Source organism: Rhodococcus sp. JS3073 (assembly GCF_026810085.1).
GTDB lineage: Bacteria > Actinomycetota > Actinomycetes > Mycobacteriales > Mycobacteriaceae > Rhodococcus_F > Rhodococcus_F wratislaviensis.
In genome coordinates this window covers 6,947,039-6,967,399 of the sequence record NZ_CP113951.1, presented here as the reverse complement: position 1 = coordinate 6,967,399, position 20,361 = coordinate 6,947,039, and the positions used below count along the sequence as shown (strand labels likewise).

Genomic DNA, 20,361 nt, shown 5'->3' with positions numbered 1-20,361 from the left:
CGCTGCTGACCGTGAGCTTGCCGAACCCCACTCCCAGTGCCCGCGCCGTCGTGACCGGCGCCTCGTCCGGAATCGGCGAGGCGCTGGCCACCGATCTGGCCTCCCGGGGACACTCCCTGATCCTCGTCGCGCGTCGCGGCGAGGTGATGGAGTCACTCGCCGGGACCCTGCGTGACAAGTTCGGCGTCGAGGTCGACGTACGCGCGTGCGACCTGTCGGATCGCGACGCGCGGGCCACCCTCGTCGCCGAACTGGCCGGACGCGAGATCAGCGTCCTGTGCAACAACGCGGGCATCGCCACGTTCGGCCCCGTCGCCGGACTCGATCCCGCGTACGAGCGAGCCCAGGTGGAACTCAACGCCGTTGCCGTGCACGACCTGACCCTCGCGGTGTTGCCCGGGATGCTCGAGCGCAAGTCCGGCGCCATCCTCATGGTCGGGTCCGCGGCAGGCAACATGCCCATCCCCCACAACGCCACCTATGCGGCCAGCAAGGCGTTCGTCAACACGTTCTCCGAGTCGCTGCGCGGCGAACTCAAGGGGACGGGAGTGAACGTCACGCTGCTCGCACCCGGCCCGGTCCGCACCGAGGAGCCCGATCCGGCGGACGCGTCGATCGTGGACAGGCTGGTACCCGACTTCCTGTGGATCTCCAGCGAATACACCGCCAAGGTGTCGCTCGACGGTCTGGCCGACAACAAGATGCGCGTCGTGCCCGGCATCATCAGTAAGGCGATGTCCGTTGCCGGGCAGTACAGCCCGCGTGCGGTGGTCGCCCCGATCGTCGGAACGTTCTACAAGAAGCTGGGCGGATGACCCCCGGGTGAATGTACCGTTCACCCCTGCCGGGGCACTGAAAGGTACATTCGCCCAGCGTTTCTAGCGCCTGCGACGTTTACCCGTCCCGAAGATGCTGCGGGAGATCTCGCGTCCGGCGGCCGACGCGGCCGAGCGGAGGAAACTCTTCACCGCGGAGTTCCCGAGAATCTGCTCGGCCATGTTCGGACCCTCCGGTCGTGCAGACGGGGGTGGCGGCAGCTCGGGCAGCGGGGGCAGGTCGAGGCCCGGTTCCGAGGCCGGCGCTCCGGCGACCTTCGCCGTCAGCTTCTCGTACGCCGATTCCCGGTCGACGGTCTGCCGGTACTTGCCCGACAAGGGGCTCGACGACGACGCCGCCGTGATCGCGTCGTTGCCGATGGTGTCCATCAGCGAGCGGGGAGGCCGAATCCGCGTCCACGCCACCGGCGTCGGCGCGCCCCGTTCCGACAGGACCGTGACGATCGCCTCACCGATCCCCAGTGAGGTGAGAGCCTTCTCGAGGTCGTAGTTCTCGGTGGTCGGGTACGTCCGTACCGTTTTTGTCAGCGCCTTCTGGTCGTCGGGGGTGAAGGCGCGCAGCGCGTGCTGAATTCGCGCGCCGAGCTGCGACAGCACCGCATTCGGGACGTCCGTCGGCAACTGGGTGCAGAAGAAGACCCCGACGCCCTTGGAGCGGATGAGCTTCACGGTCTGTTCCACCTGCTGCAGGAACGCCTTCGACGCGTCCGCGAAGAGCAGGTGCGCCTCGTCGAAGATGAAGACGAGCTTGGGTTTGTCGAGATCACCTTCCTCGGGCAACGTCTGGAACAGGTCGGCCAGCACCCACATCAGGAAGGTGGAGAACAACGCCGGACGCGCGGCCTGCGCGCCCAACTCGAACAACGTGATCACGCCCTTGCCGTCGATCACCCGGAGCAGGTCCTCGGTCTCGAGCTCCGGTTCCCCGAAGAACGTGTCGCCGCCGTCGGCTTCGAGATTGACGAGGGCCCTGAGGATCACACCGGCGGTGGCCGGGGACACGCCTCCGATGCCCTTCAGATCGGCCTTGCCCTCGTCGCTGGTGAGATGCGCGATGACCGATCGCAGATCCTTCAGGTCGAGCAGGGCGAGCCCCTGAACGTCCGCCCAGTGGAAGATCAGCCCCAGCGTGGATTCCTGAGTCTCGTTGAGCCCGAGAACCTTGGCGAGCAGGATCGGCCCGAACGCCGTGATGGTCGCGCGGACGGGAATGCCCAGGCCTTCCGTTCCCAGCGAGAGGAATTCGACCGGGGACCCTGCCGGCCGCCACCCGTCGTCACCCGTCTCGGCCGCTCGGGCCGTGATCTTGTCGCCCGCCTCACCCGGCTGTGACAGGCCCGACAGGTCACCCTTCACGTCGGCCATCACCACGGGAACCCCTGCAGCCGACAACTGCTCGGCAATACCCTGCAGCGTCTTCGTCTTTCCCGTCCCGGTGGCGCCGGCGACGAGTCCGTGCCGGTTGACCGTCGCGAGGGGGATACGCACCCGGGCCGTCCGATCCACGGCGCCGTCGAGAACCACGGTGCCCAGCTCCAGTGCCGCACCCTCCGAGGAGTATCCGGCCGCGACGTCCGCGGCGGCACCAGAGGGGCCGGCGACGCCTGCGGGAGCACGGTTCTCCGCAGCCTCCGCGTCCCGGGCTTCCTGCTCCGCCGCCTCTGCCGCTGCCGCGGCCTCCGCCGCGATCCTGGCCGCTTCCGCAGCTGCCGCCCTCGCGGCCGCCGCCCGTTCCGCCGGGGTCGAGGTCGCGCCGCCGTCCTGCGATTGCTGGGTCATCCAAGCCCTCCTCGGATCACGCACGTCGGGAGAAAGTGTCCACCGCAGACCTTATCCCGTGACCCACGTGACTACTGTGTTCCTGGTGCAGGACAAACTTGTGTGGATCGACTGTGAAATGACCGGGCTCCGGCTCGGTACCGACAAGCTGATCGAGATCGCAGCTCTGGTCACGGACAGCGAGCTGAACGTGCTCGGTGAGGGTGTCGACATCGTCATCCACGCCGACGACGACGCGCTCGCGGCCATGCCCGACGTGGTGACCACGATGCACGAGAACTCGGGGCTGACCGACGAGGTCCGGAAGTCCACGGTCACTCTCGCCGAGGCCGAGCAGCAGGTGCTCGCCTACATCCGCGAGCACGTGCCGGTCGCCGGGACGGCGCCGCTCGCAGGCAACTCGATCGCAACCGACCGCGGATTCATCGCCCGCGACATGCCGGACCTCGACACCTACCTGCACTACCGGATGATCGACGTGAGCTCCATCAAGGAGTTGTCCCGGCGCTGGTACCCGCGGATCTACTTCGGTCAGCCCGAAAAAGGTCTCGCCCACCGCGCCCTGGCCGACATCAAGGAGTCGATCCGGGAGCTGAAGTACTACCGGAGGACGGCGTTCGTGCCCGAGCCCGGACCGTCTACCAGCGACATCGCCGCAGTTGTCGAGGAACTCGGGCCCGCCTGAGATACCGATTGGCTTCTCGGGCACCGGACGCGCTAGTATCTTCCTCGCCGAAGTTACTGCCCCCGGGCGGTGCCTGAAGCACATGGTGAGTGTAGTTCAGTTGGTAGAGCACCAGGTTGTGATCCTGGCTGTCGCGGGTTCGAGTCCCGTCACTCACCCCAAGGTCAGAGGGCATTTTTCCTCTGACAGACGAAGGGTCGAAAGCCCCGCGTGCACCCGATGTGCACCGGGGCGACCTCCGTAAATAGTTCGACCCCCGTAGGTGTGTCCAGCACCTGACGAGGGTCTGAGCCCATACGGAGAAGACCCGCATGAAGCCTGTACGCAGTGTATCTGCACCCCCTGACACGTTGTCCCGCGTGCGTGACTATGCCGCCGCCGCAGCCGTCATCCTTACCACCTACGCCGGAACCTGTGGCGTCCTGAAGCTGTGCCTTGCGCTCGGCTGGTACGCGTCGTGAGCCTCCACAGCGTCAGCGACGTAGCCGAACACCTCAGCGTCACTGCCGATGACGTAATCAACGCCGCAGGGCTCACCCTTGGCGAACTCGAGCACGCAGCCGAACAGCACGGATTCTGCGTGACCTGTTACCGGCTTGTCCCCGTCCTCAGCGACCGCGAAGTCCAGATCATCACCGCCCGACTCTCCTGACAGGATCCGTGGTGGTGCTCGGACCGTTTCGGTACCCGCAGGCCACCACGTCGCCCACTCGTCGCTATCTGTGCGAGTCCGACGTAAACCGACCGCATCCGTGATCCATCCCTAGTCCCCGTGAACGGCACGGGGCACCTGATCGCATGGAGTGCACGCCGTCGAACAGGTCCAGCACAACCGGCTGCCCTCACCGACAGTCGGCTACAAGTGTTGGCCGAGACGGTATATCGGGGCATGGCTACCGGGCAGCTGTGGGGACGGGGATCAAGCTTCTGCCACCCGCAGGGTGTCCGTTCGCTGTAGAACGAAACCGAGCACTGTGCGAGCCCTGAGAACGATTCTGAGCCACTTTCATAGCCACCGTGGGTAGTTGCCTACCCAGAAGAATGTAGAGGACGACACAACATGCCCACCGAAGCCGAGATAGAGGCAGCCCGAACCGAAAACGGCGGATGGACCCGCGAACAGTTGGCCGAGTGGGGCGTCAGCTGGCCACCACCGAGGGGCTGGAAGAAGGCACTGATCACCACATCGGCGAAAAGGTAATTCAATACGCCCGTATGTATCACGCGATACATGGTGCAGCACAACGCATCACACCCCACGTCTGCCACAATCAGTCCAACAATCACCCACGAAGGCCATGAACATGAACAGCATCATCCGCACCACCACCAGCAACGGCACAGAGGTCACAGTCGAGCGCGCCGAAGGCACCATCTGGATTGAGGTAGACGGCACCGACGCGTGCGAGGCCCGGACCGAAATCGCCATGTCAGTTGACAGCCTGCGCGAACTGCTCGCCTCCGGCATCCTCCAGCAACTCACTGCATCAACAGCGCGTGAGGCGGCATGACCACCTACCTCTCCACCCGCCAAGTCGCTGAAATCACCGGATTCTGCGAAGAGACGATCCGTAGGCACGCCGTGAAGTACGCCCAGACGAAGAAGAGCAAGCGGCCCAAGGGTTTGAAGGGAACCCAGCCGAACGGTCGGGATTGGCGGTTCAAGCCAGAAGACGTTCACAAGTTCATGGACGGCACCTGAGAGAACTCCAGACACGACGAAAGCGCCCCACCCGGCATCAGACCAGGTGGGGCGCGCTCTCGTTTGCGAAGGTTGTCGGCAGGGTCTGCCACGATAAGTGCCCCCAACTGAATGGAGAACCGTGAACCACCTTGAGCAACTGCTGGACAGCATCACGCACGTCGGTTCACTTCTCGGAATCGCGGGCCGAATCGAACAGCGAATGAAGCGCGGCGAAGCACTTCACAAGTGGGCGGTGACTCCCCAACTGCCACAGCCAGGAAGCCCCCTCGCGATCGCTGACGCTCGGTTCTCCGAAGACATCTCGCCTGCACTTATGAGCGAGATTGCCCTCTTTCCAGCGATGAACGCTGCCGAGAACCTGGCCACCGCCGAGTACATCATCAGAGGATGGAACGACTCACCCAAGCGGCGCTTCTCGTCGCTCGTCACGCTGACACGCGCAGCCCTGGAGTCCGCCGCCCGGACCGTCTGGGTCCTGAGCAACACCGATCCCGACGTGCGGCACGCTCGGTGCCTGTCCCTAGCCGCGAGCGAACTGTATGAGCAGTCGAACTATCACACAATTGAACTGACCGCCCATGACACGGGAGTTCAAGTGATGTCACCCGAACGGCACACCAGCTTCCAAACACACACGGATGATGTTGCACGGCGGCAGCAGTTGGTCCGGGCACTAGGCCCGAAGAGACTTCCTGGATACACATCTCTCGTGCACGAGGCAGCCGAATGGGTGGGCGAGAACACCCCTGTCCACGATGACAACGAACTCTCGAAGGTTCACTTCCACACGATCGCGAAGGGCTTCTACTCGATTGCGTCGAGCATGGTGCACGGCCTCCAGTGGGCTATCGAGTACGTCCAAGATGAACGCGATGCGTATGCAATGGTGGCGGATAGCCTTGCCGCAGCCGTCAACATGGCCGAGGTCGCTGTAGCGCTCTACGAAGCGCAGGCACAGAACCCGGACAGCGCGGAACCACGCGAACGCCTGTACCCGGAGAGACTGCAACCGACGATCACTGAATGGGCTGCACGCTACCGCTGATATACGAAAAGCGCCCCACCCGTCCGCATTGGATAGGTGGGGCGCTTGGTCAGACCGGCTGGGCTTCGATGAACGACACCAGATCAGGGGGCAAGTAGGCGCGCCGCTCCCCTGTCACCCGATGAGTCTTGTACTGGGTGCCCACTCCCAGCAAACCAATCTGCTGAAGTCGTGGAACCAACCCCGGAGGCACGGGACCTGCCGGATTCTGGCGCAACGCCGCCTGTTGTTCGGGCGTGAGCCAGGACCAAGCAATCGTGTAGTCATCCTTCATGCCGCAGAGGGTAACGGGCAAGGGTGACAACTCCGCTTAACCTGTGGGCTCAGCCGCCCTCCACCAGTCCATCACCCAGGGTCGCGGCCGTCACGGTCGGCAACAGCACCTCCGGCGCTGTCCGTGAGGCAACCTCCCAAACCGGTTGTGTCACCCGGTTGAACACCGTCCTCGTCACCGGACCGCCATCTCTGAGCTTCGGCACATCCCCTCCGGGCTTCTCGCCGCCGCCGTGATCGGATGTGCACCCCGGCCCGCCGTCACACGACCCAATGAGTTCGCCGCCCTCCAGCATCGCCCTTGCCATCGCTTGACCACGGCTAACCCCGTGCACGCAAAAGCTATCCATCTCAGTACTCCATCACTCAGTAATCGGAATGTCCTCGAGCCGAACCAACGTCAGCCCGGTCGGGTCTGCGAGGTATTCGGTGCCCCCCTCCACCTGCTGGTCGCCCCAGCGCGGACCGAGATGCGCGAGCAGTCGCTCAGGAGCGAACTCCGCGACCCAGACTTCTCCCCCGCAGCGTTCAGCGAACCAGCGCCCCAGGGCAAGATCAGGTGTCCAGGACAGCCCGTGCCGGGCTGACTCAACAGCACCCCGGCACAACACCAGGCTGCCCGCCGGCCTCAGCTTCTCGCCCACCCGACCATCGCTCGAGTACCCCAGCGCCCGGAAGCGCTCAAGCCACCACTCGGCAGGGTGCACATCCAACGGGAACCGATGGTTCATCCAGCTATCCAACAGCGCCTGAACTGTCAGCTCACGCTTCGCCTTGCTCCACTTCAACAACTTCATTCACCAACTCACGCAGGCCAGCCCCACCGAGGGGGGCAGGGGCTAGGGCATGGGGGGAACACGGGCAGCACCTACGGCCCGCAACGACCACGCGCAACGACGCAACACCGAACTGCAACGCGAAATGACGACGCAACGCAACAACGACAGCGCGCATCGCCGCAGTTCAGCGCGTACTTGCAGACGTCCGAGTCGCGCACGTTGGTTGCGTCCCTTCGGGAGTCGGGACTGAGCATCAGGGCTATCGCATCAGCAACCGGTGACGGCTACGGAACCGTCAAGCGGGTGCTGGACGCAGGTGTACCAAGTGATACAGCTCAGCCGGTCACGGGGACTGACGGCAAGAAGTACCAGCCAACCGCAAATCCTGCGAGCGACCTCATGTCGGACGACGAACTCGACGCACTCAGCACGAGCACCCTCCAGGAGTACGGGCACGAACACCACCAAGCACCCAGCCTCAGATACCCCCGGGTGGTAGAGGGGAGGGGGGGTACCCCAAGAAGGTATAGCGGTCTATTCCGACCACCAGCGACCTTTTCTCCCTCTGCCGAAATGGCGCTGCGAAATGGCCGTAAGGCCAGCTCACGGGACTTCTGCCGCCTAATCCCAGGAGGGATGAAGAATCGCACACCTGTTCGATTTCAACCGCTCGCAGGGGCTCTCAGGGCCGGTTGGTCATCTGGGTTGGACAATACCCCGGGGTTTCCACTTTGCGGAAACCCTTGTCACGACGTTTCCGCAGGTCGTGTCGGCGTGTCGCGCTTCCGGTGATACCGTTCGCGGGCGCTCCGAGCGTGGCATTCTAGGCACTGTGCACGCCCGCCCCCCTTGCCGTCCGATCCGAACTCGCCAATGCCCTTGCGTGTACCGCATCGGGTGCAGCCTTTCGCTGCTGGAAGTTCCTTCGGGGGCTTCGGGGGTGGGAGTGGATGGGCGGCTCGATACCGTGCCCGATTCCGTGCACGATGTGGTTCAGGGTTGGCTGCCCGGTATTGCCGCCGAGACTCCCTCTCGCAGTCCCGGCACCAGGACCGGAGTCCCGATTTCGCGCGACGGTCAGGGGCGAATGCGTCCGCAGGTTGAGTCTCGCCGCAGCGGCGGCAGTGCTTCGTCATCATCGCCATATGTGACCTTCTCTCCTGAAAGAACGAACCCCCGGCATGGGGTGGGTGGCACCATGCCGGGGGTTGTGAGCGACCGCCAAGACCCGTTTGGCGGCGCTCGATTCGATTGGTTCTAGGGTTGACGTTCGATCACGTCGTCCCGGAACGTCTGCCGCTCCCGCCAGCGGTCACGCTCGAGCTTCGTGTAGTAGTCGGTGAGGTTCGGGTCCTCGCGAGCAGCTTCGGGATTGTCGGCAATCCAACGCTCATGCTCTTCGCGTTGGCGGTCTGCCTGCACCTCTTCGGGGGTTGGCAGGGCTGGCCCGTTGGCGGCGATTGCGAGACGGTCCTCAGCTTCCCGTACGGCACGCTCAACCCGTTCGCGAGTAGACCCACGCAGGGGCCGGGGTTCGGGTACGGGGTTCCGGTGGTCAGGGTCGTGTGCGCGCTCTACTTCAGCGACAGCCGCGAGCAGCCGCGCGTTGTGGATCATGCCCGACCATGCCGTTCAGCCTGCCGCACCACAGCCGCCGTATCGTGCGCCCGCCTGACTTCCTCGGCTTCAGCCTCGGTTGCGGGCGTGTACGGTTCCGCGCTCATCTCGGCCAGGAACCGCAGCCGACCACCGTCAGGAAGATTGTTCACGGGCGTACGCCAATCCGCACGCACGCCGATTTCGGTCTGCTTCGGGTCGGCGCGGAACTGCCAGTGGACACCGCCCGCCCCCGGCTTCTGCTTCTCCATCACTCCCGCTTCACGAAGGATATGAGCGATCTCACGGAGGCGCGAGTGGGTGGCCTTCAGGTCTGCAACCTCGAGCCATGCCTCGCCCCGGCCGGCGGCGAGGGCACCGTCGGCTGTGGTGATGCCGACCAGCTGAGGCGCGAGTTCGGAGGCTCGTTCGGCGAGGTGGGCGAGTCGGGCATTGAGAACGTCAGGTGCGCGGTCAGCGTTGACGAGCGCGGCCCGGTAGGCGCGTCGCGCCGATTCCGTGTAGGCGGCTTCGGCTGCCCTGTAAACGTTGCTGGGGTCTGCCAGCTTGAGCGTTTCCTCGGCGATGTCGCCTGGCTTGGTTTTGCCTTCTGCAACGTCGATTCCGATCTGTCGCCGTGCCGCAGTGAAGGCCGCTCCAGCTTCCCTCGCGGCTTGTTCTGCGGCGTGGGCTCGTTCGATGTGTACGTTCACGGTGTCGGACTCGTTGCTGTCGAGAAGTTCGAGTTCGTGCATCGCGGTGGCGATGTCCTGGGCGTCGATAAGTGTGTCCATGATGCGGGTAGGCACTGTGAAGTGGTCGTCCATATTCAATCCTTCTGCGGGTCAACGAGTTTGAAGAGATCTGTAGCTAGCGTCCGGGCTTCGGTATCAGTCAGCCGGTAGCGGACGCCGTCAAGGTGAAGCTCGAGGGTGTGCACACCCGAACGTCTGATGAGTGGCGTGAAGTTGCGGGCGTTGATCCTCATCCGCTTCCCCGCTTCTCGAGGTTGTCGAGGCCGTCCGCAACTGCATCGATCACCGCGTAAGCGGCGTCAACGGGCAGGTGCACGGTGCGCCCGGAGCCCTGGTGGATGCGCACACAGTGCCCCAGCCGGGGCAGGTGCACCATCCGCAACTCAGTGCGGACACCAGTCACGGACGGCACGATCACTGCGCCGCCTCATTGCGGTCCGCGAGATCGTGCAGCGCGTCAGCGACTTCCCGCAGCTGTGTTCTCGGGAGGTCAAGGTAGAGGCGACCGAGAGTGATTCGGGCACCCCTCTTGTCGCGAGGCGACGGCTCGACGGTGAGGGGTAGTGGTGTGGAAGCATCCATGTCAGTGGCACCTCTTCGCTGGTGTCGTCGCAGGTGGAAGTTGATGCCGGTACAGCTTTCCGAGCCTCCCCAGCTCTTCCTGGTCGTCCTCTATCAGCGCGTCGGTCATCGAGACCAGCCGGTCATACGACTCGACATCGACCCACACCCACTGGTCGCCCTGGCGGATGAGTACGCCGTCAACGCCTTCTCGGGTGGATGTGCGGACAATCAGGTCAGGGAAGTTGCCCGACACGGGTATGGAGATTTTCGGTGAAGATGGCATGTCATGGTGCTCCTTCTCCGCGCATGGCGGATGAACCGCCCGAAGGCGTGGGAGTGGTAGAAGTCAGTACAGCAATTGCTGCTCTGGTGGGGCTGGTGGAAGTTCTTGCCCAGCGAATCTCGGATCACAGGGCACCCCAGCACGGACAACCCCGTCAGCGATGGAGACCAGGTCGTCGTATTCGGGCAAGTCCCCGGAGTCGAAGTAGTTGCGTAGCATCAGCGAGACGTTCGCGGGCTTCAGTGCGTCGGTGGCGCATTCCGCGATGACGGGGCAGCCGGAACACAGTCGGTGCGCTTCCTCGACTTCGCGGCCTGCCGGTAGGTTTTCGACCTCAAACAGTCGCGGGTCCATTTTTCGGCACTTGGCGGCTGTGATCCACCTATGGTTGGCCAAGAACTGTCCTTTCCACGGCCTTCCGCGACCACCATTCGCGCGCGCGGGCAACAGTGCCCGGTGACATAGCGAAGCGTTCGGCAAGTTGCAGGTCAGTGTTGTTTGCCCACAAGTGTTCGGTGCCGTAATGGTGCAGCAGCTGAATCTGCCAGTTGACGACACAGGCTGAGGTCACTCGCAGCTTGGCGGCTATCTCCTTCGCCGGTAGCGCTGGCGTCTGTTGCATCAGCTGCCAGCCTTTCGGCCGCAACGGGTGCGCCTGCCCGTAGTAACCGTCCTTGCGTCGATGAGTGAGCAGTTCCTGGTATGCGTGGATCGATTGACGTGAGAACCACCAACTTCCGCGCGCTTTCCGGCCCTGGATGGCACCCGCTAACCGGAGGTCCCGTAGGCGTAGTGCGCTCAGCCCGGAGAACTTGACGGCATGATCGACGTGCAGCCATTCATCGGTGGCCCACTGGTCGGTCACAACCTCGAGGTGAGTGCATCGATCTCGTCGGAGTCAACGAGGATCAATCGCTTGCCACGCCGAAAGCCAGTGAGTTCTCCAGCGTGGACGCGCTTACGCAGGTGGTCGGTGGTGAAGCCTGTGCGTTCGGCGGCTTCGCGCAGTGTGATTAGCGGCATGGGAAAATCCTTCGATTGGGGCATGCGTCGGAGAGTTCGTGAACTCGATCCGGATATACATAGATAATCCCAGACGGGAGTGGTTCGACCTTTTCCGCTTCCCGTTCCTGGGCGGTAAATTTCACGGAACCGGGGTTTTTATCAGTCGCCGGGGAACGGAGTCAGGCAACCGTATCGCCCCCCAGAATCGCCCACGATCGATCTTCAGGACAACCCTAGAGTGATTGGGCATTCGCGACTCTAACAAGTCGCAGAAACGCTCTCAGCCGGTCTTCGGAAAAGTGCGGTATTGCAGCACTTTTTGACGGCGAGCCGGGCGCGGAACACTGCCTTTAAGAAACTGGCCCGGAGACGAACTGGAGTCAGACGGTCATGACCAGCCAGACGGTTCGGGTCTAAGCCAGCAGCGGCGGCTGATCAACCACCAGGGACTCACCACTCCCGCCTCCACAGCCATCTTTTCTGAATTCATCAGCAGCGGCGAACAACCACCCAGCAAATTCTCCAGTTGTCAGAGATATCCATCGACGCGAAGCGTTGATAGCCCGAAGGGCGGTCGCTCTTTAGTTTGACCCTGGGAATAGCCAAATCGGGAAGGGGGAGGGGCTGTGCCCCCTCCAGCCTCCCATTTGATCACTACACAGGCGACGGCTCGAGCGAATTGAGTAGCGTCACCCATTCAGTAATTGTGTGTTCTCCATCGTTCTCGTACCGGCTGACGAGGTCACTCAGAATCTCACGGTCATCGATACCCCATTCTTCGGAGCGTCGGAGAATTGCCCTGCCAAGAGCAGGACCATCATCAAGTGCCTTCATCAGCGACATGCAAGGTTCTTCACTCAGGGAAGAGCTACGGCTTTCGCCGCTGCGTGACCTGAGGTCACGCGGAACTTCAGCGTTTAGGGGTAGGGGATGCACTTCTCTTTGAACTTCTCCCTGCACTTCTCTGGGGTCCAGAAATTGACTCCCCTCCGCCTCTCGATTTTGACTCCCCTCCGCCTCTCGATTCTGACTCCCCCCGATTCCGGTCCCAGCGCTCTTCTTCGCGATCACTATTTCGGCACTGAACGCTTTCCGCTCCTCGGCAGTGAACCGCCGTTCCCGTTGCATGTGGAAGATGTATCTGAAGGGCTGTCGCTTGGAGGCTGTCACAAGCGGTTGACGGATCAACCACCCACAGTCTTCGAGATGGGCCAGCGCCGTGCGGACAGTGCTCTGACTCGTGCCTCCCAGAGCGTCAGCAACCGACTTCAGAGACAGGCTGCGGTATGACGCGTCGTGGCTCCACATGTAAAGCGCAACCGATCGTGCAGCCTGTGAGAGATTGCCATCACGGGCCAGTTCCATCGGTGCGGACATGTACAAGCCCTGTTCTGCGTATGCGACACCGTGGTACCGCAGTTCGTTGTTACCCGTCATCAGAACAGCCTTCCCTCATCCTGCGCCTGCTCGTACACCTGCTGCTGCTTGTCCGACTTCCACGACTGATGCCCGCTCGTTGGTCCCGCATTCTCGAATGCCACCCACAGCCCGGACGCCTCGAGCATCGCCTCCATTGCGTCATCCGGGCCGACGCACCGCATCGCGCGGTACCGGGGGTCACTGTGCCGAGTCGTCTTCATTGGTCCTGGTCCCGGCCCAGCCTTCGGCTTGCCCTTGTGCTGCCCCCATCGCACTGAGACATCCGTCTTGCCGCACACGGGGCATGTGATCTTCACGCCTGTGCGAATGGGGCGGTTCTTCTGCTGTTCCACGTCCTCTGCCTCTTCCCTGCCGTCGTTGTTACTGGTGACCTTCGTGCCGTTTACGCGCCGATCGGCATCGCGAACCGGTCTAGGTCTGTACGTCGAATACGGATCAGCCTCGGCCCCAGTCGGTGCGCCGGGAGGCTTCCGTCAGCGATCCGCCGGCGGATGGTAATCACGCTCACGCCAAGTTCGTCGGCCGCTTGTTGCACAGTCAGCGCGGTTGTCTGTCGCACGTCGTTCCTTCTGGCCCGCTGGTGGGGAAACTCATGCCAGACAGTGTGTTCCGGCATCCCAGCTACTGAGTCACTTTGAGCGCTCGTGCTCGTTCGTGATCACGTAAAAGGTATGGCCCACAACCGACATCGACACCGACAAACACCTCACCCGGAGTAGCAATTGCCGCAGCTCCCACACCCTGAGCCTGATCACGCGCATGCCGCTGACCAGCCATGATGGCTAGATTGGGCTTCTCCTTGTTCTTCTGGGCGAACTGATCTCCGAGATTGACGAGGTGCGCGAGAACGTCGACCTTCCCCAGATCAAGGCACGTAAACGTAGATTTGGCAGACTCCCGGAGTTTAAGTTCTCGGCCAACTGGTGGTTGAACCGTTTCCCGTCGCCACGCTCCCCGCTGGGACTACATGCCACCATTCGCCAACGCCGACAACCGGTCAGCAATCGCGGCATCGCGCTCACTCGCTGCGTGCTGGTATCTCATCGCCATCGCAGGCGTAGTGTGCCCCAGTCGCAACATCAACTCCTTGGTGGTCGCCCCCGCCTGAGCCGCCAGTACCGCACCCACATGCCGCAGATCGTGAACACGCAAATCAGGCTTGCCGATCTCCGCCAACGCAGCCTTGTACGACTTGGTGAATGCCGTCGTTGACAGCCGACCGCCCCGACTTGTCGTGAAGACGTAGTTTTCGGGACCATGCCCCGGCTGCCTCCGAAGATGCTCCCGCAGCATCGCGGCCACGTGTGGCGGCACGTGGACATCGCGCACGCCAGCATCGGTTTTCGGTGGCCCCACCACGATCTTGTTGTTCACGCGGGTAGCAGCCCGCCTGATCTTCAGCACCATGCGTCCGTTGGTGTCGCTCACGTCCTTGCGGCGTAGCTCAATCAACTCACCGAACCGGAGTCCGCACCACGCCGTCACCGGAACCGCCACGCGATAGTGCTCGTTCACCAACTCAGTGACGCGGCTCAACTCGTCAATGGTCAGTAGATCAATCTCGCGGCCCTTGGGCGGCTTGCCCGCACCCTTGATCTGGCAAGGGTTCTCAGTCAGCAACTTGTCACTCACGGCAGTATTCAGGATTGTCTTCAACAGCTGGTAGGCGTGTGCGCTGCGCGTCGGGGTCGCCTTCCCCAGCCCAGCCCACCACGTACGGACCAGAGCTGGGGTTACGTCCACCAGCACCTCATCACCCAGCACGGGCAGGATGCGAGAGTCCAGCAACGTCCGATATAGGGCAGTCGTCTTCGGTGCAAGGTCACGTTCCTCGAGCCACTTCTCGGCGTACTCGCGCAACGTCACCAACTTGGCAGCTTTGGCGAACTCCCGCTCGGCTGGCGGCTTCCATTCGCCCAACTGAATCAGGCGCGACTCAGCAGCCACCCAACCCTCCGCGTCCTGCTTCGCGTCATAGGTCCTCGGTGCTGTGTATCTGCGCGCGTCAGGCCCCACGTACGACGCTTGGAAACGTCCGCTCGGAAGCTCCCGAATCTTCCCGAAGCTTCGCCGTTGCCTACTCTTGCCCCTACTGGCCATGCCTCTATTGTGCCCTCCGCGTGTCATTTCGTGAGTTCTTGCGTGCACTTATGAGCACGTGTAGGGTTCATCTCACCAGCGCATACCTACCAAGTATTGCCTGGTAGACAACTTAAGAGCATCCTTTGCGGAGGTCAGGTTGTGATCCTGGCTGTCGCGGGTTCGAGTCCCGTCACTCACCCCAAACGGAAAGCCCCCGGCCTCGGCCGGGGGCTTTCCTCTTTGCGATTGGTCTGACGCCTGCCGTCAGGCGTTGGCGTTGCCTGCCTTCCAGACATCCCACGGGATGTTCCAGTCCCCGAGGCCGTCCGTGCCCGACAGCGTGCCGCCCAGCGTGTTCTTGACGATCACGATGTCGCCGCGCTTCGTGTTGTCGTACACCCACTTCGCGTTGGACGGGCTGAGGTTCAGGCAGCCGTGGCTCGCGTTCGAGTAGCCCTGCTGCCCCACCGACCACGGCGCCGAGTGGAAGAAGATGCCGCTGTAGGACATTCGCGTGGCCCAGTCGACGGGCGTCTTGTATCCCTGTGGGGAGTTGACCGGTACACCGTAGGTGGACGAGTCCATGACGAGGTTCGCGAACCGGTCGCCGATGATGTAGACGCCGTTGTCGGTGGGTGTGTCGTCCTTACCCATCGATGTGGGCATCGTCATGATCACTTCGCCGTTGCGCTCGAACGTCACCTGCTTGGTGTTGTCGTCCGCCGTCGCGATCACGGCGTCGCCGATGGTGAAGGCCGTGTGGACGTCCTCCTGGCCGAACAGTCCGTCACCGAGATCACGGCCGTACACGGCGACCTTGACGTCCACGGCGGTGCCGGGGGCCCAGTAACTCTGCGGACGCCACCGCACCTCACGGTTGTTCACCCAGTAGAACGCGCCCTCGACGGGCGGATTCGTCGTGACGGTGATGCCGGCCTCCGCGGCCTTGCGGTCCGGGATGTTCTCGTCGAACTGGACCGCGATCGGCTGACCGATGCCCACCACATCGCCCTCCGACGGCATCACGTACGGCTTGGTGACGTTGCCGGGCGCGCTGGTCGTGAACGCCGAAGTCGAGGTGGTGCCGCCACCGAGTCCGTTCGCCTTCACCTCGAGCCGGTACTCCTTGTCGTAACCCAGCGGCTCCGTGTTGACCCAGGACAACCCGTCGGGAGCGATGGCGCCGTCGACCGACTCGCCCTCCGGGTTGAGCATGGTGACCGCCGCGAGCGTACCGTCGGCCACCGTCACCGTCACCGGCTGTCCGGGTGAGAATCCCACTGCACCATCGACGGCCGACGCCGTCAGCTTCGGCTTGATGAGTTCGGTGACCGGATTGGAATCGATCGGCGCCTCACCTTCCGACGTGACGCTGTCGGCACCGGAGACGGTGCACCCTGCGATCGACAATGCGAATACGAGTGATGCCGCCACAACCGTCGCCGTCTTCGAGACGGATCTCACCGATTGCGCACGCACGCGCCCGCCACGCCCCACACCCATGGATAACCCCACTTCACGTCCTCGCTCCGAATTCACGTTCAAGCCGGCACGTCTCTCGCCTTCGCAAGACGAATCAGCACGTCGAGACCGTGTGGTCTCCAATGATGCCAGCCACTGGAGACCGGTTCCAACCAAGCGCCGAGCCGCTCAATAACGTTCGAATATCAATCGTGACCAGCGGCGCTCTTGTTACGCGCCACCGTGTGGATCGGGTCGCCGCGGGCAGTCGCCACCAGGCGATTTGCATTCCCGAGAAGCGACCCGCTAATGTTCTGTCTCGCAAGAGCGAGCGCCTATAGCTCAGTTGGTAGAGCAAGTGACTCTTAATCACTGGGTCCGGGGTTCGAGTCCCTGTGGGCGCACTTGCACGAAGGCCCCCATCCTCTCACGAGGATGGGGGCCTTTCTCGTGTCACCATCTCAACGCACCGCGCAGGCGGTCAGATGACGAACGGGCCGCCGGAACGTGAAGTCACTACGAACTTCACATCCGACGGCCCGTCGCCAACGAGGGTCGTTCAGCGCAACGCTTTGCGGAGCACCAGGAGCCCTGCCACCGCACCGACGGCGATCAGTCCGTACTTGACCGCCGGCTCGTTCAGCTTCGCGATCAGCGTGCGCTTCGTGTTCTCCACGAGACGCTTCGGGTTGGTGCGGACCGTCAATTCGTCGAGAGTGCTCGCGAGCTGATTGCGCGCGTTCTCGATCTCACGCTCGATGCTCTCGGTGTCCCTGGGCACGTGTCCTCCAACTTGTTCGACTGGTTCGATCAGCGAGAGCGACGCTACCGCGACGATCCCACACTTGCGTCAACCGTAGACGAGAACTCCCGACCTGCGACTCCGTCTCCCCCGATCACGCTTCGGGCCACGTCCACCCCTTCCCGGTAGCCTGACTTCTCGTGACCGACAACAACAGACTCGCCCCCGGCGACACCGCACCCGCCTTCACGCTGCCCGACGCCGACGGCAACGACGTATCGCTCGCCGACTACCGCGGCCGCAAGGTCGTCGTGTATTTCTACCCGGCGGCGAGCACGCCGGGCTGCACCAAACAGGCCTGCGACTTCCGAGACAACCTCGCCGACCTGAACGGCGCAGGCCTGGACGTGATCGGCATCTCGCCCGACAAGCCGGCGAAGCTGGCCAAGTTCCGTGACAACGAGGAACTGACGTTCCCCCTCCTGTCCGATCCCGACAAGGCCACACTCGAGGCCTGGGGCGCGTTCGGTGAGAAGAAGATGTACGGCAAGACGGTGCAGGGCGTCATCCGCTCCACGTTCCTCGTCGACGAGGACGGGAAGATCGAGGTGGCCCAGTACAACGTCCGCGCCACCGGCCACGTCGCGAAACTGCGCCGCGACCTGTCCGTCTGATCGACGCGACGGGCGGCTGCGACTCGTCAGCCGCCCGTGAGCCGTTCGATGCCGTCGAGCATCCGGTCGAGGCCGAATCGGAAGTCGTGTTCGAGCCAGTGCGCGTCGTCGGCGTCGCCGGCATCGAACGCACCCCCCGCGATCGCCGCCCGCAGTGCGGGAAACCGCTTCTCGTCGAGCAGTAGCGGGAGCATCCGGGCGTAGTCGACCTGCTCCACCTTCGCCGACCGTTCCAGGTCCAGCGCGAACCGCGCCCGCCCGATCACGAACAGCGAAACATTCAGCACCACTTGCAGCTTCCGGTCCTCGCTCAGGCCGGTGTCGGCCAGCGACTGCAGACCGGCCTCCAGCCACGCGAGATTGTTGGGGCCCGTCGGAGGCGCGGAGATGGTCACCTCCGGCCACCACGCGTGCGACCGGACCGCCCGGTACTCGCCCAGCGCCCACGATTCGAGTCGGTCCCGCCAGCCCCCCGTCACGACGAGTCCGCGGGGCTCACCGATTGCCCGATCGGCCATCAGCTCCACCAGGTCGTCCTTGCTGTCCACGTAGCGGTACAGCGACATGGTGGTGAACCCGAGTTGCTTGGCGACCCGGCTCATGGACAGACCCGCGAGCCCTTCGGCGTCCGCCACCTCGATGGCGGCGTCGACCACCCGCTCGAGGCTCAGCCCCTTCCGGGGGCCGCGGGTCCCCGGTTCCTCGATCCCCCAGGCCAGCCGGACGGCCTTGGGCAGGGTCACGGTGGGGTCGTCGGGGGTTTCGTTCGGTCGGGGCATGCACCTGTCCACTTCGTCGGGGTCTTGCGCTCATCCTAAAACTGCGTACTCTGCACACCATGAGTATACGAGATACGCAGTTTTGCGCGTCGGCCCTCTCGGTCACCGGTTTAAACAAGGCATACGGAGACGTCACCGTCCTCGACGGAGTCGACCTCGACGTGCCGCCAGGCAGCGTGTTCGCGCTCCTCGGCGCCAACGGTGCGGGGAAGACGACGATGGTCCGCATCCTGTCGACCCTGACACCGCCTGACGCGGGCACCGTGCACGTCGCCGGGCACGACCTTCGCCGCGACCCCCAGGGAGTGCGGCGGAAGATCAGCCTCACCGGGCAGTACGCGGCGGTCGACGACCTTCTCACCGGCGAGGAGAACCTCCGGCTCATGGCCCGGCTGAGCCACCTCGGCCGCGCGGAGGGCAAGCGGCGCGCCCGCGAGCTACTCGAGCAGTTCGACCTGGTGGACGCGAGAACCCGCCGCGCAGGGACGTACTCGGGTGGGATGACCCGGCGCCTCGATCTGGCGATGAGCCTCATCTCGCGGCCCGACATCATCTTCCTCGACGAACCGACCACCGGTCTCGACCCGCGCGGCCGGCAGTCCATGTGGGAGATGATCCGAAGACTGGTCGACGGCGGCGTCACCCTCTTCCTGACCACCCAATACCTCGAGGAAGCCGACCGGCTGGCAGACCGGGTCGCCGTCCTCGACGGCGGCAGGGTCGTGGCCGAGGGCACTCCCGACGAGCTGAAACGACTCGTGCCCGGCGGTCACCTCGAGCTCACGTTCACCCGGCCGTCCGAACTGCACGACGTCGCCCAGGCCTTCGACGACGCCGTCCTCGACGCCGACCGCCTGGCCGTTCAGGTCCCGACCGACGGCAGCATCGGCCAGCTGAAGACGCTGCTCGGACGAATCGACGACCAGAGCGTCACCGTCGACAAGCTCTCGCTCCACTCCCCCGATCTCGACGACGTCTTCTTCGCTCTCACCGACAACTCGAACGCTTCCCCGATCCGGAACGAGGCCGCCGCCCGATGATCCCGAACACGCAGCCACGCCCCCTCGACGACTTCGCGGCGATGACCGGCCGCAGCCTGACGCGCCTGCTCCGCAGCCCGGACACGATGATCATGGGCGTCGCCCTTCCGGTGATGCTGCTGCTGTTGTTCGTGTACGTCTTCGGCGGAGCCATGCAGACCGCCACCGGCTACCTCGACTACGTGGTGCCCGGAATCATCCTGCTCTGCGCCGGTTTCGGATCCTCACAGACGGCGGTGAGCGTCACCGGCGACATGGTGCACGGCATCGTCGACCGATTCCGGTCCATGCCCATCGCACGTTCGGCGTTCCTGTTCGGCCATGTCGCGTCCAGTGTCATCCGCAATCTCCTCACGTCCCTCGTCGTGATCGGCGTCGCGATGATCATGGGATTCCGGCCCACCGCAGGCCCGATACAGTGGCTGGCCGCACTCGCGATCGTCGCCCTGTTCATCCTCGCCATCTCCTGGCTGGCGACGGCGCTCGGGCTCCTCGCCGGCACCGAGGAAGCCGCCAACGGGTTCACCTTCTTCCTGCTCTTCCTCCCCTACGTCAGCAGCGCGTTCGTTCCCACCGACACGATGCCGAGCTGGCTACACGCCTTCGCCGAGAACCAGCCCGTCACGCCGGTGATCGAAACGGTCCGTGGCCTGCTGCTCGGCACACCCGTCGACGACACAGCTCTGATCGCGGTGTTGTGGTGTGTCGGAATCGCCTGCGCCGGCTACTTGTGGGCGATCACATTGTTCACGCGGAGAACGGCTCGATGAGTCGTCTCCGCCAGGTGAAACCTGACGCGTCACCGGGAGGGATCTTCGGAATCCGGACGAAAGACGGA

General features: G+C 63.8%; 27 protein-coding genes and 2 tRNA genes. 12 read left to right on the top strand and 17 right to left on the bottom strand.

All coding sequences use genetic code 11. The annotated features are described in order from the left end of the window. Positions 1 to 11 precede the first annotated feature (11 nt). Positions 12 to 815, top strand: coding sequence for a mycolate reductase (gene cmrA, locus OYT95_RS31695; protein ID WP_037236396.1), 804 nt, complete (start codon positions 12 to 14; stop codon positions 813 to 815). A gap of 63 nt (positions 816 to 878) precedes the next feature. Here the strand turns inward: cmrA and OYT95_RS31690 are convergent, their stop codons facing one another. Next, complete coding sequence (locus OYT95_RS31690) at positions 879 to 2,615, bottom strand: helicase HerA-like domain-containing protein (RefSeq protein ID WP_268790032.1); 1,737 nt, start codon at positions 2,613 to 2,615, stop codon at positions 879 to 881. A gap of 85 nt (positions 2,616 to 2,700) precedes the next feature. On the opposite strand from OYT95_RS31690, the gene orn reads away from it, so the two are divergent. From orn to OYT95_RS31655, 7 genes are all read left to right on the top strand, one after another. Next, on the top strand, positions 2,701 to 3,300 hold the full coding sequence (gene orn / locus OYT95_RS31685; protein ID WP_112300652.1) for an oligoribonuclease: 600 nt from the start codon (positions 2,701 to 2,703) through the stop codon (positions 3,298 to 3,300). 85 nt (positions 3,301 to 3,385) lie between these two features. Further along, positions 3,386 to 3,461 (top strand) — tRNA-His (locus tag OYT95_RS31680). Positions 3,462 to 3,757: 296 nt separating this feature from the next. Then, on the top strand, positions 3,758 to 3,952 hold the full coding sequence (locus tag OYT95_RS31675) for a hypothetical protein (protein ID WP_268790031.1): 195 nt from the start codon (positions 3,758 to 3,760) through the stop codon (positions 3,950 to 3,952). 408 nt (positions 3,953 to 4,360) lie between these two features. Next, on the top strand, positions 4,361 to 4,501 hold the full coding sequence (locus tag OYT95_RS31670) for a hypothetical protein (RefSeq protein WP_268790030.1): 141 nt from the start codon (positions 4,361 to 4,363) through the stop codon (positions 4,499 to 4,501). Between the two features lie 103 nt (positions 4,502 to 4,604). Continuing rightward, on the top strand, positions 4,605 to 4,811 hold the full coding sequence (locus tag OYT95_RS31665; protein ID WP_268790029.1) for a hypothetical protein: 207 nt from the start codon (positions 4,605 to 4,607) through the stop codon (positions 4,809 to 4,811). Further along, complete coding sequence (locus OYT95_RS31660) at positions 4,808 to 5,002, top strand: helix-turn-helix domain-containing protein (protein ID WP_268790028.1); 195 nt, start codon at positions 4,808 to 4,810, stop codon at positions 5,000 to 5,002. The genes OYT95_RS31665 and OYT95_RS31660 overlap by 4 nt, the downstream gene beginning before the upstream one ends. A 121-nt stretch (positions 5,003 to 5,123) precedes the next feature. Beyond that, positions 5,124 to 6,050 carry a hypothetical protein gene (locus OYT95_RS31655; protein WP_268790027.1) on the top strand — a complete coding sequence of 309 codons (927 nt, stop codon included), beginning with the start codon at positions 5,124 to 5,126 and terminating at the stop codon, positions 6,048 to 6,050. A gap of 49 nt (positions 6,051 to 6,099) precedes the next feature. Here the strand turns inward: OYT95_RS31655 and OYT95_RS31650 are convergent, their stop codons facing one another. From OYT95_RS31650 to OYT95_RS31590, 14 genes are all read right to left on the bottom strand, one after another. Further along, on the bottom strand, positions 6,100 to 6,324 hold the full coding sequence (locus tag OYT95_RS31650) for a hypothetical protein (protein ID WP_268790026.1): 225 nt from the start codon (positions 6,322 to 6,324) through the stop codon (positions 6,100 to 6,102). A gap of 361 nt (positions 6,325 to 6,685) precedes the next feature. Further along, a complete protein-coding gene (locus tag OYT95_RS31645; RefSeq protein ID WP_268790025.1) occupies positions 6,686 to 7,120 on the bottom strand; it encodes a hypothetical protein in 435 nt (144 codons plus the stop codon). A 1,239-nt stretch (positions 7,121 to 8,359) separates the two neighbouring features. Beyond that, the gene (locus tag OYT95_RS31640; RefSeq protein WP_268790024.1) at positions 8,360 to 8,524 is read right to left on the bottom strand and encodes a hypothetical protein; all 165 of its coding nucleotides are present in this window, start codon (positions 8,522 to 8,524) and stop codon (positions 8,360 to 8,362) included. Between the two features lie 191 nt (positions 8,525 to 8,715). Beyond that, a complete protein-coding gene (locus OYT95_RS31635; protein ID WP_268790023.1) occupies positions 8,716 to 9,525 on the bottom strand; it encodes a hypothetical protein in 810 nt (269 codons plus the stop codon). Between the two features lie 157 nt (positions 9,526 to 9,682). Continuing rightward, complete coding sequence (locus tag OYT95_RS31630) at positions 9,683 to 9,856, bottom strand: hypothetical protein (protein ID WP_268790022.1); 174 nt, start codon at positions 9,854 to 9,856, stop codon at positions 9,683 to 9,685. A gap of 180 nt (positions 9,857 to 10,036) precedes the next feature. Beyond that, positions 10,037 to 10,300, bottom strand: a complete 264-nt coding sequence (locus OYT95_RS31625; protein WP_268790021.1) for a hypothetical protein — start codon at positions 10,298 to 10,300, stop codon at positions 10,037 to 10,039. A gap of 63 nt (positions 10,301 to 10,363) precedes the next feature. Beyond that, the gene (locus tag OYT95_RS44750) at positions 10,364 to 10,654 is read right to left on the bottom strand and encodes a WhiB family transcriptional regulator (protein ID WP_442972528.1); all 291 of its coding nucleotides are present in this window, start codon (positions 10,652 to 10,654) and stop codon (positions 10,364 to 10,366) included. A gap of 28 nt (positions 10,655 to 10,682) precedes the next feature. After that, the gene (locus tag OYT95_RS31620; RefSeq protein WP_268790020.1) at positions 10,683 to 11,165 is read right to left on the bottom strand and encodes a hypothetical protein; all 483 of its coding nucleotides are present in this window, start codon (positions 11,163 to 11,165) and stop codon (positions 10,683 to 10,685) included. Then, on the bottom strand, positions 11,162 to 11,347 hold the full coding sequence (locus OYT95_RS31615; RefSeq protein WP_268790019.1) for a helix-turn-helix transcriptional regulator: 186 nt from the start codon (positions 11,345 to 11,347) through the stop codon (positions 11,162 to 11,164). The genes OYT95_RS31620 and OYT95_RS31615 overlap by 4 nt, the downstream gene beginning before the upstream one ends. A gap of 612 nt (positions 11,348 to 11,959) precedes the next feature. Continuing rightward, entirely contained in the window at positions 11,960 to 12,742 is a 783-nt protein-coding gene (locus tag OYT95_RS31610; protein ID WP_268790018.1) for a hypothetical protein, read from the bottom strand. After that, positions 12,742 to 12,945, bottom strand: a complete 204-nt coding sequence (locus OYT95_RS31605; RefSeq protein ID WP_268790017.1) for a hypothetical protein — start codon at positions 12,943 to 12,945, stop codon at positions 12,742 to 12,744. The genes OYT95_RS31610 and OYT95_RS31605 overlap by 1 nt, the downstream gene beginning before the upstream one ends. 182 nt (positions 12,946 to 13,127) lie before the next feature. Beyond that, on the bottom strand, positions 13,128 to 13,361 hold the full coding sequence (locus tag OYT95_RS31600) for an excisionase family DNA-binding protein (protein ID WP_268790016.1): 234 nt from the start codon (positions 13,359 to 13,361) through the stop codon (positions 13,128 to 13,130). A 347-nt stretch (positions 13,362 to 13,708) separates the two neighbouring features. Continuing rightward, the gene (locus OYT95_RS31595) at positions 13,709 to 14,692 is read right to left on the bottom strand and encodes a tyrosine-type recombinase/integrase (protein WP_328286518.1); all 984 of its coding nucleotides are present in this window, start codon (positions 14,690 to 14,692) and stop codon (positions 13,709 to 13,711) included. A gap of 399 nt (positions 14,693 to 15,091) precedes the next feature. Beyond that, a complete protein-coding gene (locus OYT95_RS31590; RefSeq protein ID WP_037236399.1) occupies positions 15,092 to 16,330 on the bottom strand; it encodes a L,D-transpeptidase in 1,239 nt (412 codons plus the stop codon). Between the two features lie 289 nt (positions 16,331 to 16,619). On the opposite strand from OYT95_RS31590, the gene OYT95_RS31585 reads away from it, so the two are divergent. Next, a tRNA-Lys gene (locus OYT95_RS31585) sits at positions 16,620 to 16,692 on the top strand. Between the two features lie 155 nt (positions 16,693 to 16,847). Here the strand turns inward: OYT95_RS31585 and OYT95_RS31580 are convergent. After that, positions 16,848 to 17,069, bottom strand: a complete 222-nt coding sequence (locus OYT95_RS31580) for a DUF3618 domain-containing protein (protein WP_037236402.1) — start codon at positions 17,067 to 17,069, stop codon at positions 16,848 to 16,850. A gap of 161 nt (positions 17,070 to 17,230) precedes the next feature. Between OYT95_RS31580 and bcp the strand changes: the two genes are divergently transcribed. Then, a complete protein-coding gene (gene bcp / locus OYT95_RS31575) occupies positions 17,231 to 17,704 on the top strand; it encodes a thioredoxin-dependent thiol peroxidase (protein ID WP_007296587.1) in 474 nt (157 codons plus the stop codon). Positions 17,705 to 17,730: 26 nt separating this feature from the next. Here the strand turns inward: bcp and OYT95_RS31570 are convergent, their stop codons facing one another. Continuing rightward, on the bottom strand, positions 17,731 to 18,483 hold the full coding sequence (locus OYT95_RS31570; RefSeq protein ID WP_268790014.1) for a TetR/AcrR family transcriptional regulator: 753 nt from the start codon (positions 18,481 to 18,483) through the stop codon (positions 17,731 to 17,733). Positions 18,484 to 18,542: 59 nt separating this feature from the next. Between OYT95_RS31570 and OYT95_RS31565 the strand changes: the two genes are divergently transcribed. Then, complete coding sequence (locus OYT95_RS31565; RefSeq protein WP_268790013.1) at positions 18,543 to 19,523, top strand: ATP-binding cassette domain-containing protein; 981 nt, start codon at positions 18,543 to 18,545, stop codon at positions 19,521 to 19,523. Then, complete coding sequence (locus OYT95_RS31560; protein WP_128641849.1) at positions 19,520 to 20,293, top strand: ABC transporter permease; 774 nt, start codon at positions 19,520 to 19,522, stop codon at positions 20,291 to 20,293. Before OYT95_RS31565 ends, OYT95_RS31560 begins: the two co-directional genes overlap by 4 nt. Positions 20,294 to 20,361: the final 68 nt, after the last annotated feature.

Coding starts and splice junctions, on each gene's coding strand:
- OYT95_RS31690 (WP_268790032.1), bottom strand. CDS start 2,615: ATGACCCAGCAATCGCAGGACGGCGGCGCGACCTCGACCCCGGCGGAA.
- OYT95_RS31670 (WP_268790030.1), top strand. CDS start 4,361: ATGCCCACCGAAGCCGAGATAGAGGCAGCCCGAACCGAAAACGGCGGA.
- OYT95_RS31665 (WP_268790029.1), top strand. CDS start 4,605: ATGAACAGCATCATCCGCACCACCACCAGCAACGGCACAGAGGTCACA.
- OYT95_RS31660 (WP_268790028.1), top strand. CDS start 4,808: ATGACCACCTACCTCTCCACCCGCCAAGTCGCTGAAATCACCGGATTC.
- OYT95_RS31650 (WP_268790026.1), bottom strand. CDS start 6,324: ATGAAGGATGACTACACGATTGCTTGGTCCTGGCTCACGCCCGAACAA.
- OYT95_RS31645 (WP_268790025.1), bottom strand. CDS start 7,120: ATGAAGTTGTTGAAGTGGAGCAAGGCGAAGCGTGAGCTGACAGTTCAG.
- OYT95_RS31635 (WP_268790023.1), bottom strand. CDS start 9,525: ATGGACGACCACTTCACAGTGCCTACCCGCATCATGGACACACTTATC.
- OYT95_RS31625 (WP_268790021.1), bottom strand. CDS start 10,300: ATGCCATCTTCACCGAAAATCTCCATACCCGTGTCGGGCAACTTCCCT.
- OYT95_RS44750 (WP_442972528.1), bottom strand. CDS start 10,654: ATGGACCCGCGACTGTTTGAGGTCGAAAACCTACCGGCAGGCCGCGAA.
- OYT95_RS31615 (WP_268790019.1), bottom strand. CDS start 11,347: ATGCCCCAATCGAAGGATTTTCCCATGCCGCTAATCACACTGCGCGAA.
- OYT95_RS31610 (WP_268790018.1), bottom strand. CDS start 12,742: ATGACGGGTAACAACGAACTGCGGTACCACGGTGTCGCATACGCAGAA.
- OYT95_RS31605 (WP_268790017.1), bottom strand. CDS start 12,945: ATGAAGACGACTCGGCACAGTGACCCCCGGTACCGCGCGATGCGGTGC.
- OYT95_RS31600 (WP_268790016.1), bottom strand. CDS start 13,361: ATGCCGGAACACACTGTCTGGCATGAGTTTCCCCACCAGCGGGCCAGA.
- OYT95_RS31590 (WP_037236399.1), bottom strand. CDS start 16,330: ATGGGTGTGGGGCGTGGCGGGCGCGTGCGTGCGCAATCGGTGAGATCC.
- OYT95_RS31570 (WP_268790014.1), bottom strand. CDS start 18,483: ATGCCCCGACCGAACGAAACCCCCGACGACCCCACCGTGACCCTGCCC.
- OYT95_RS31565 (WP_268790013.1), top strand. CDS start 18,543: ATGAGTATACGAGATACGCAGTTTTGCGCGTCGGCCCTCTCGGTCACC.
- OYT95_RS31560 (WP_128641849.1), top strand. CDS start 19,520: ATGATCCCGAACACGCAGCCACGCCCCCTCGACGACTTCGCGGCGATG.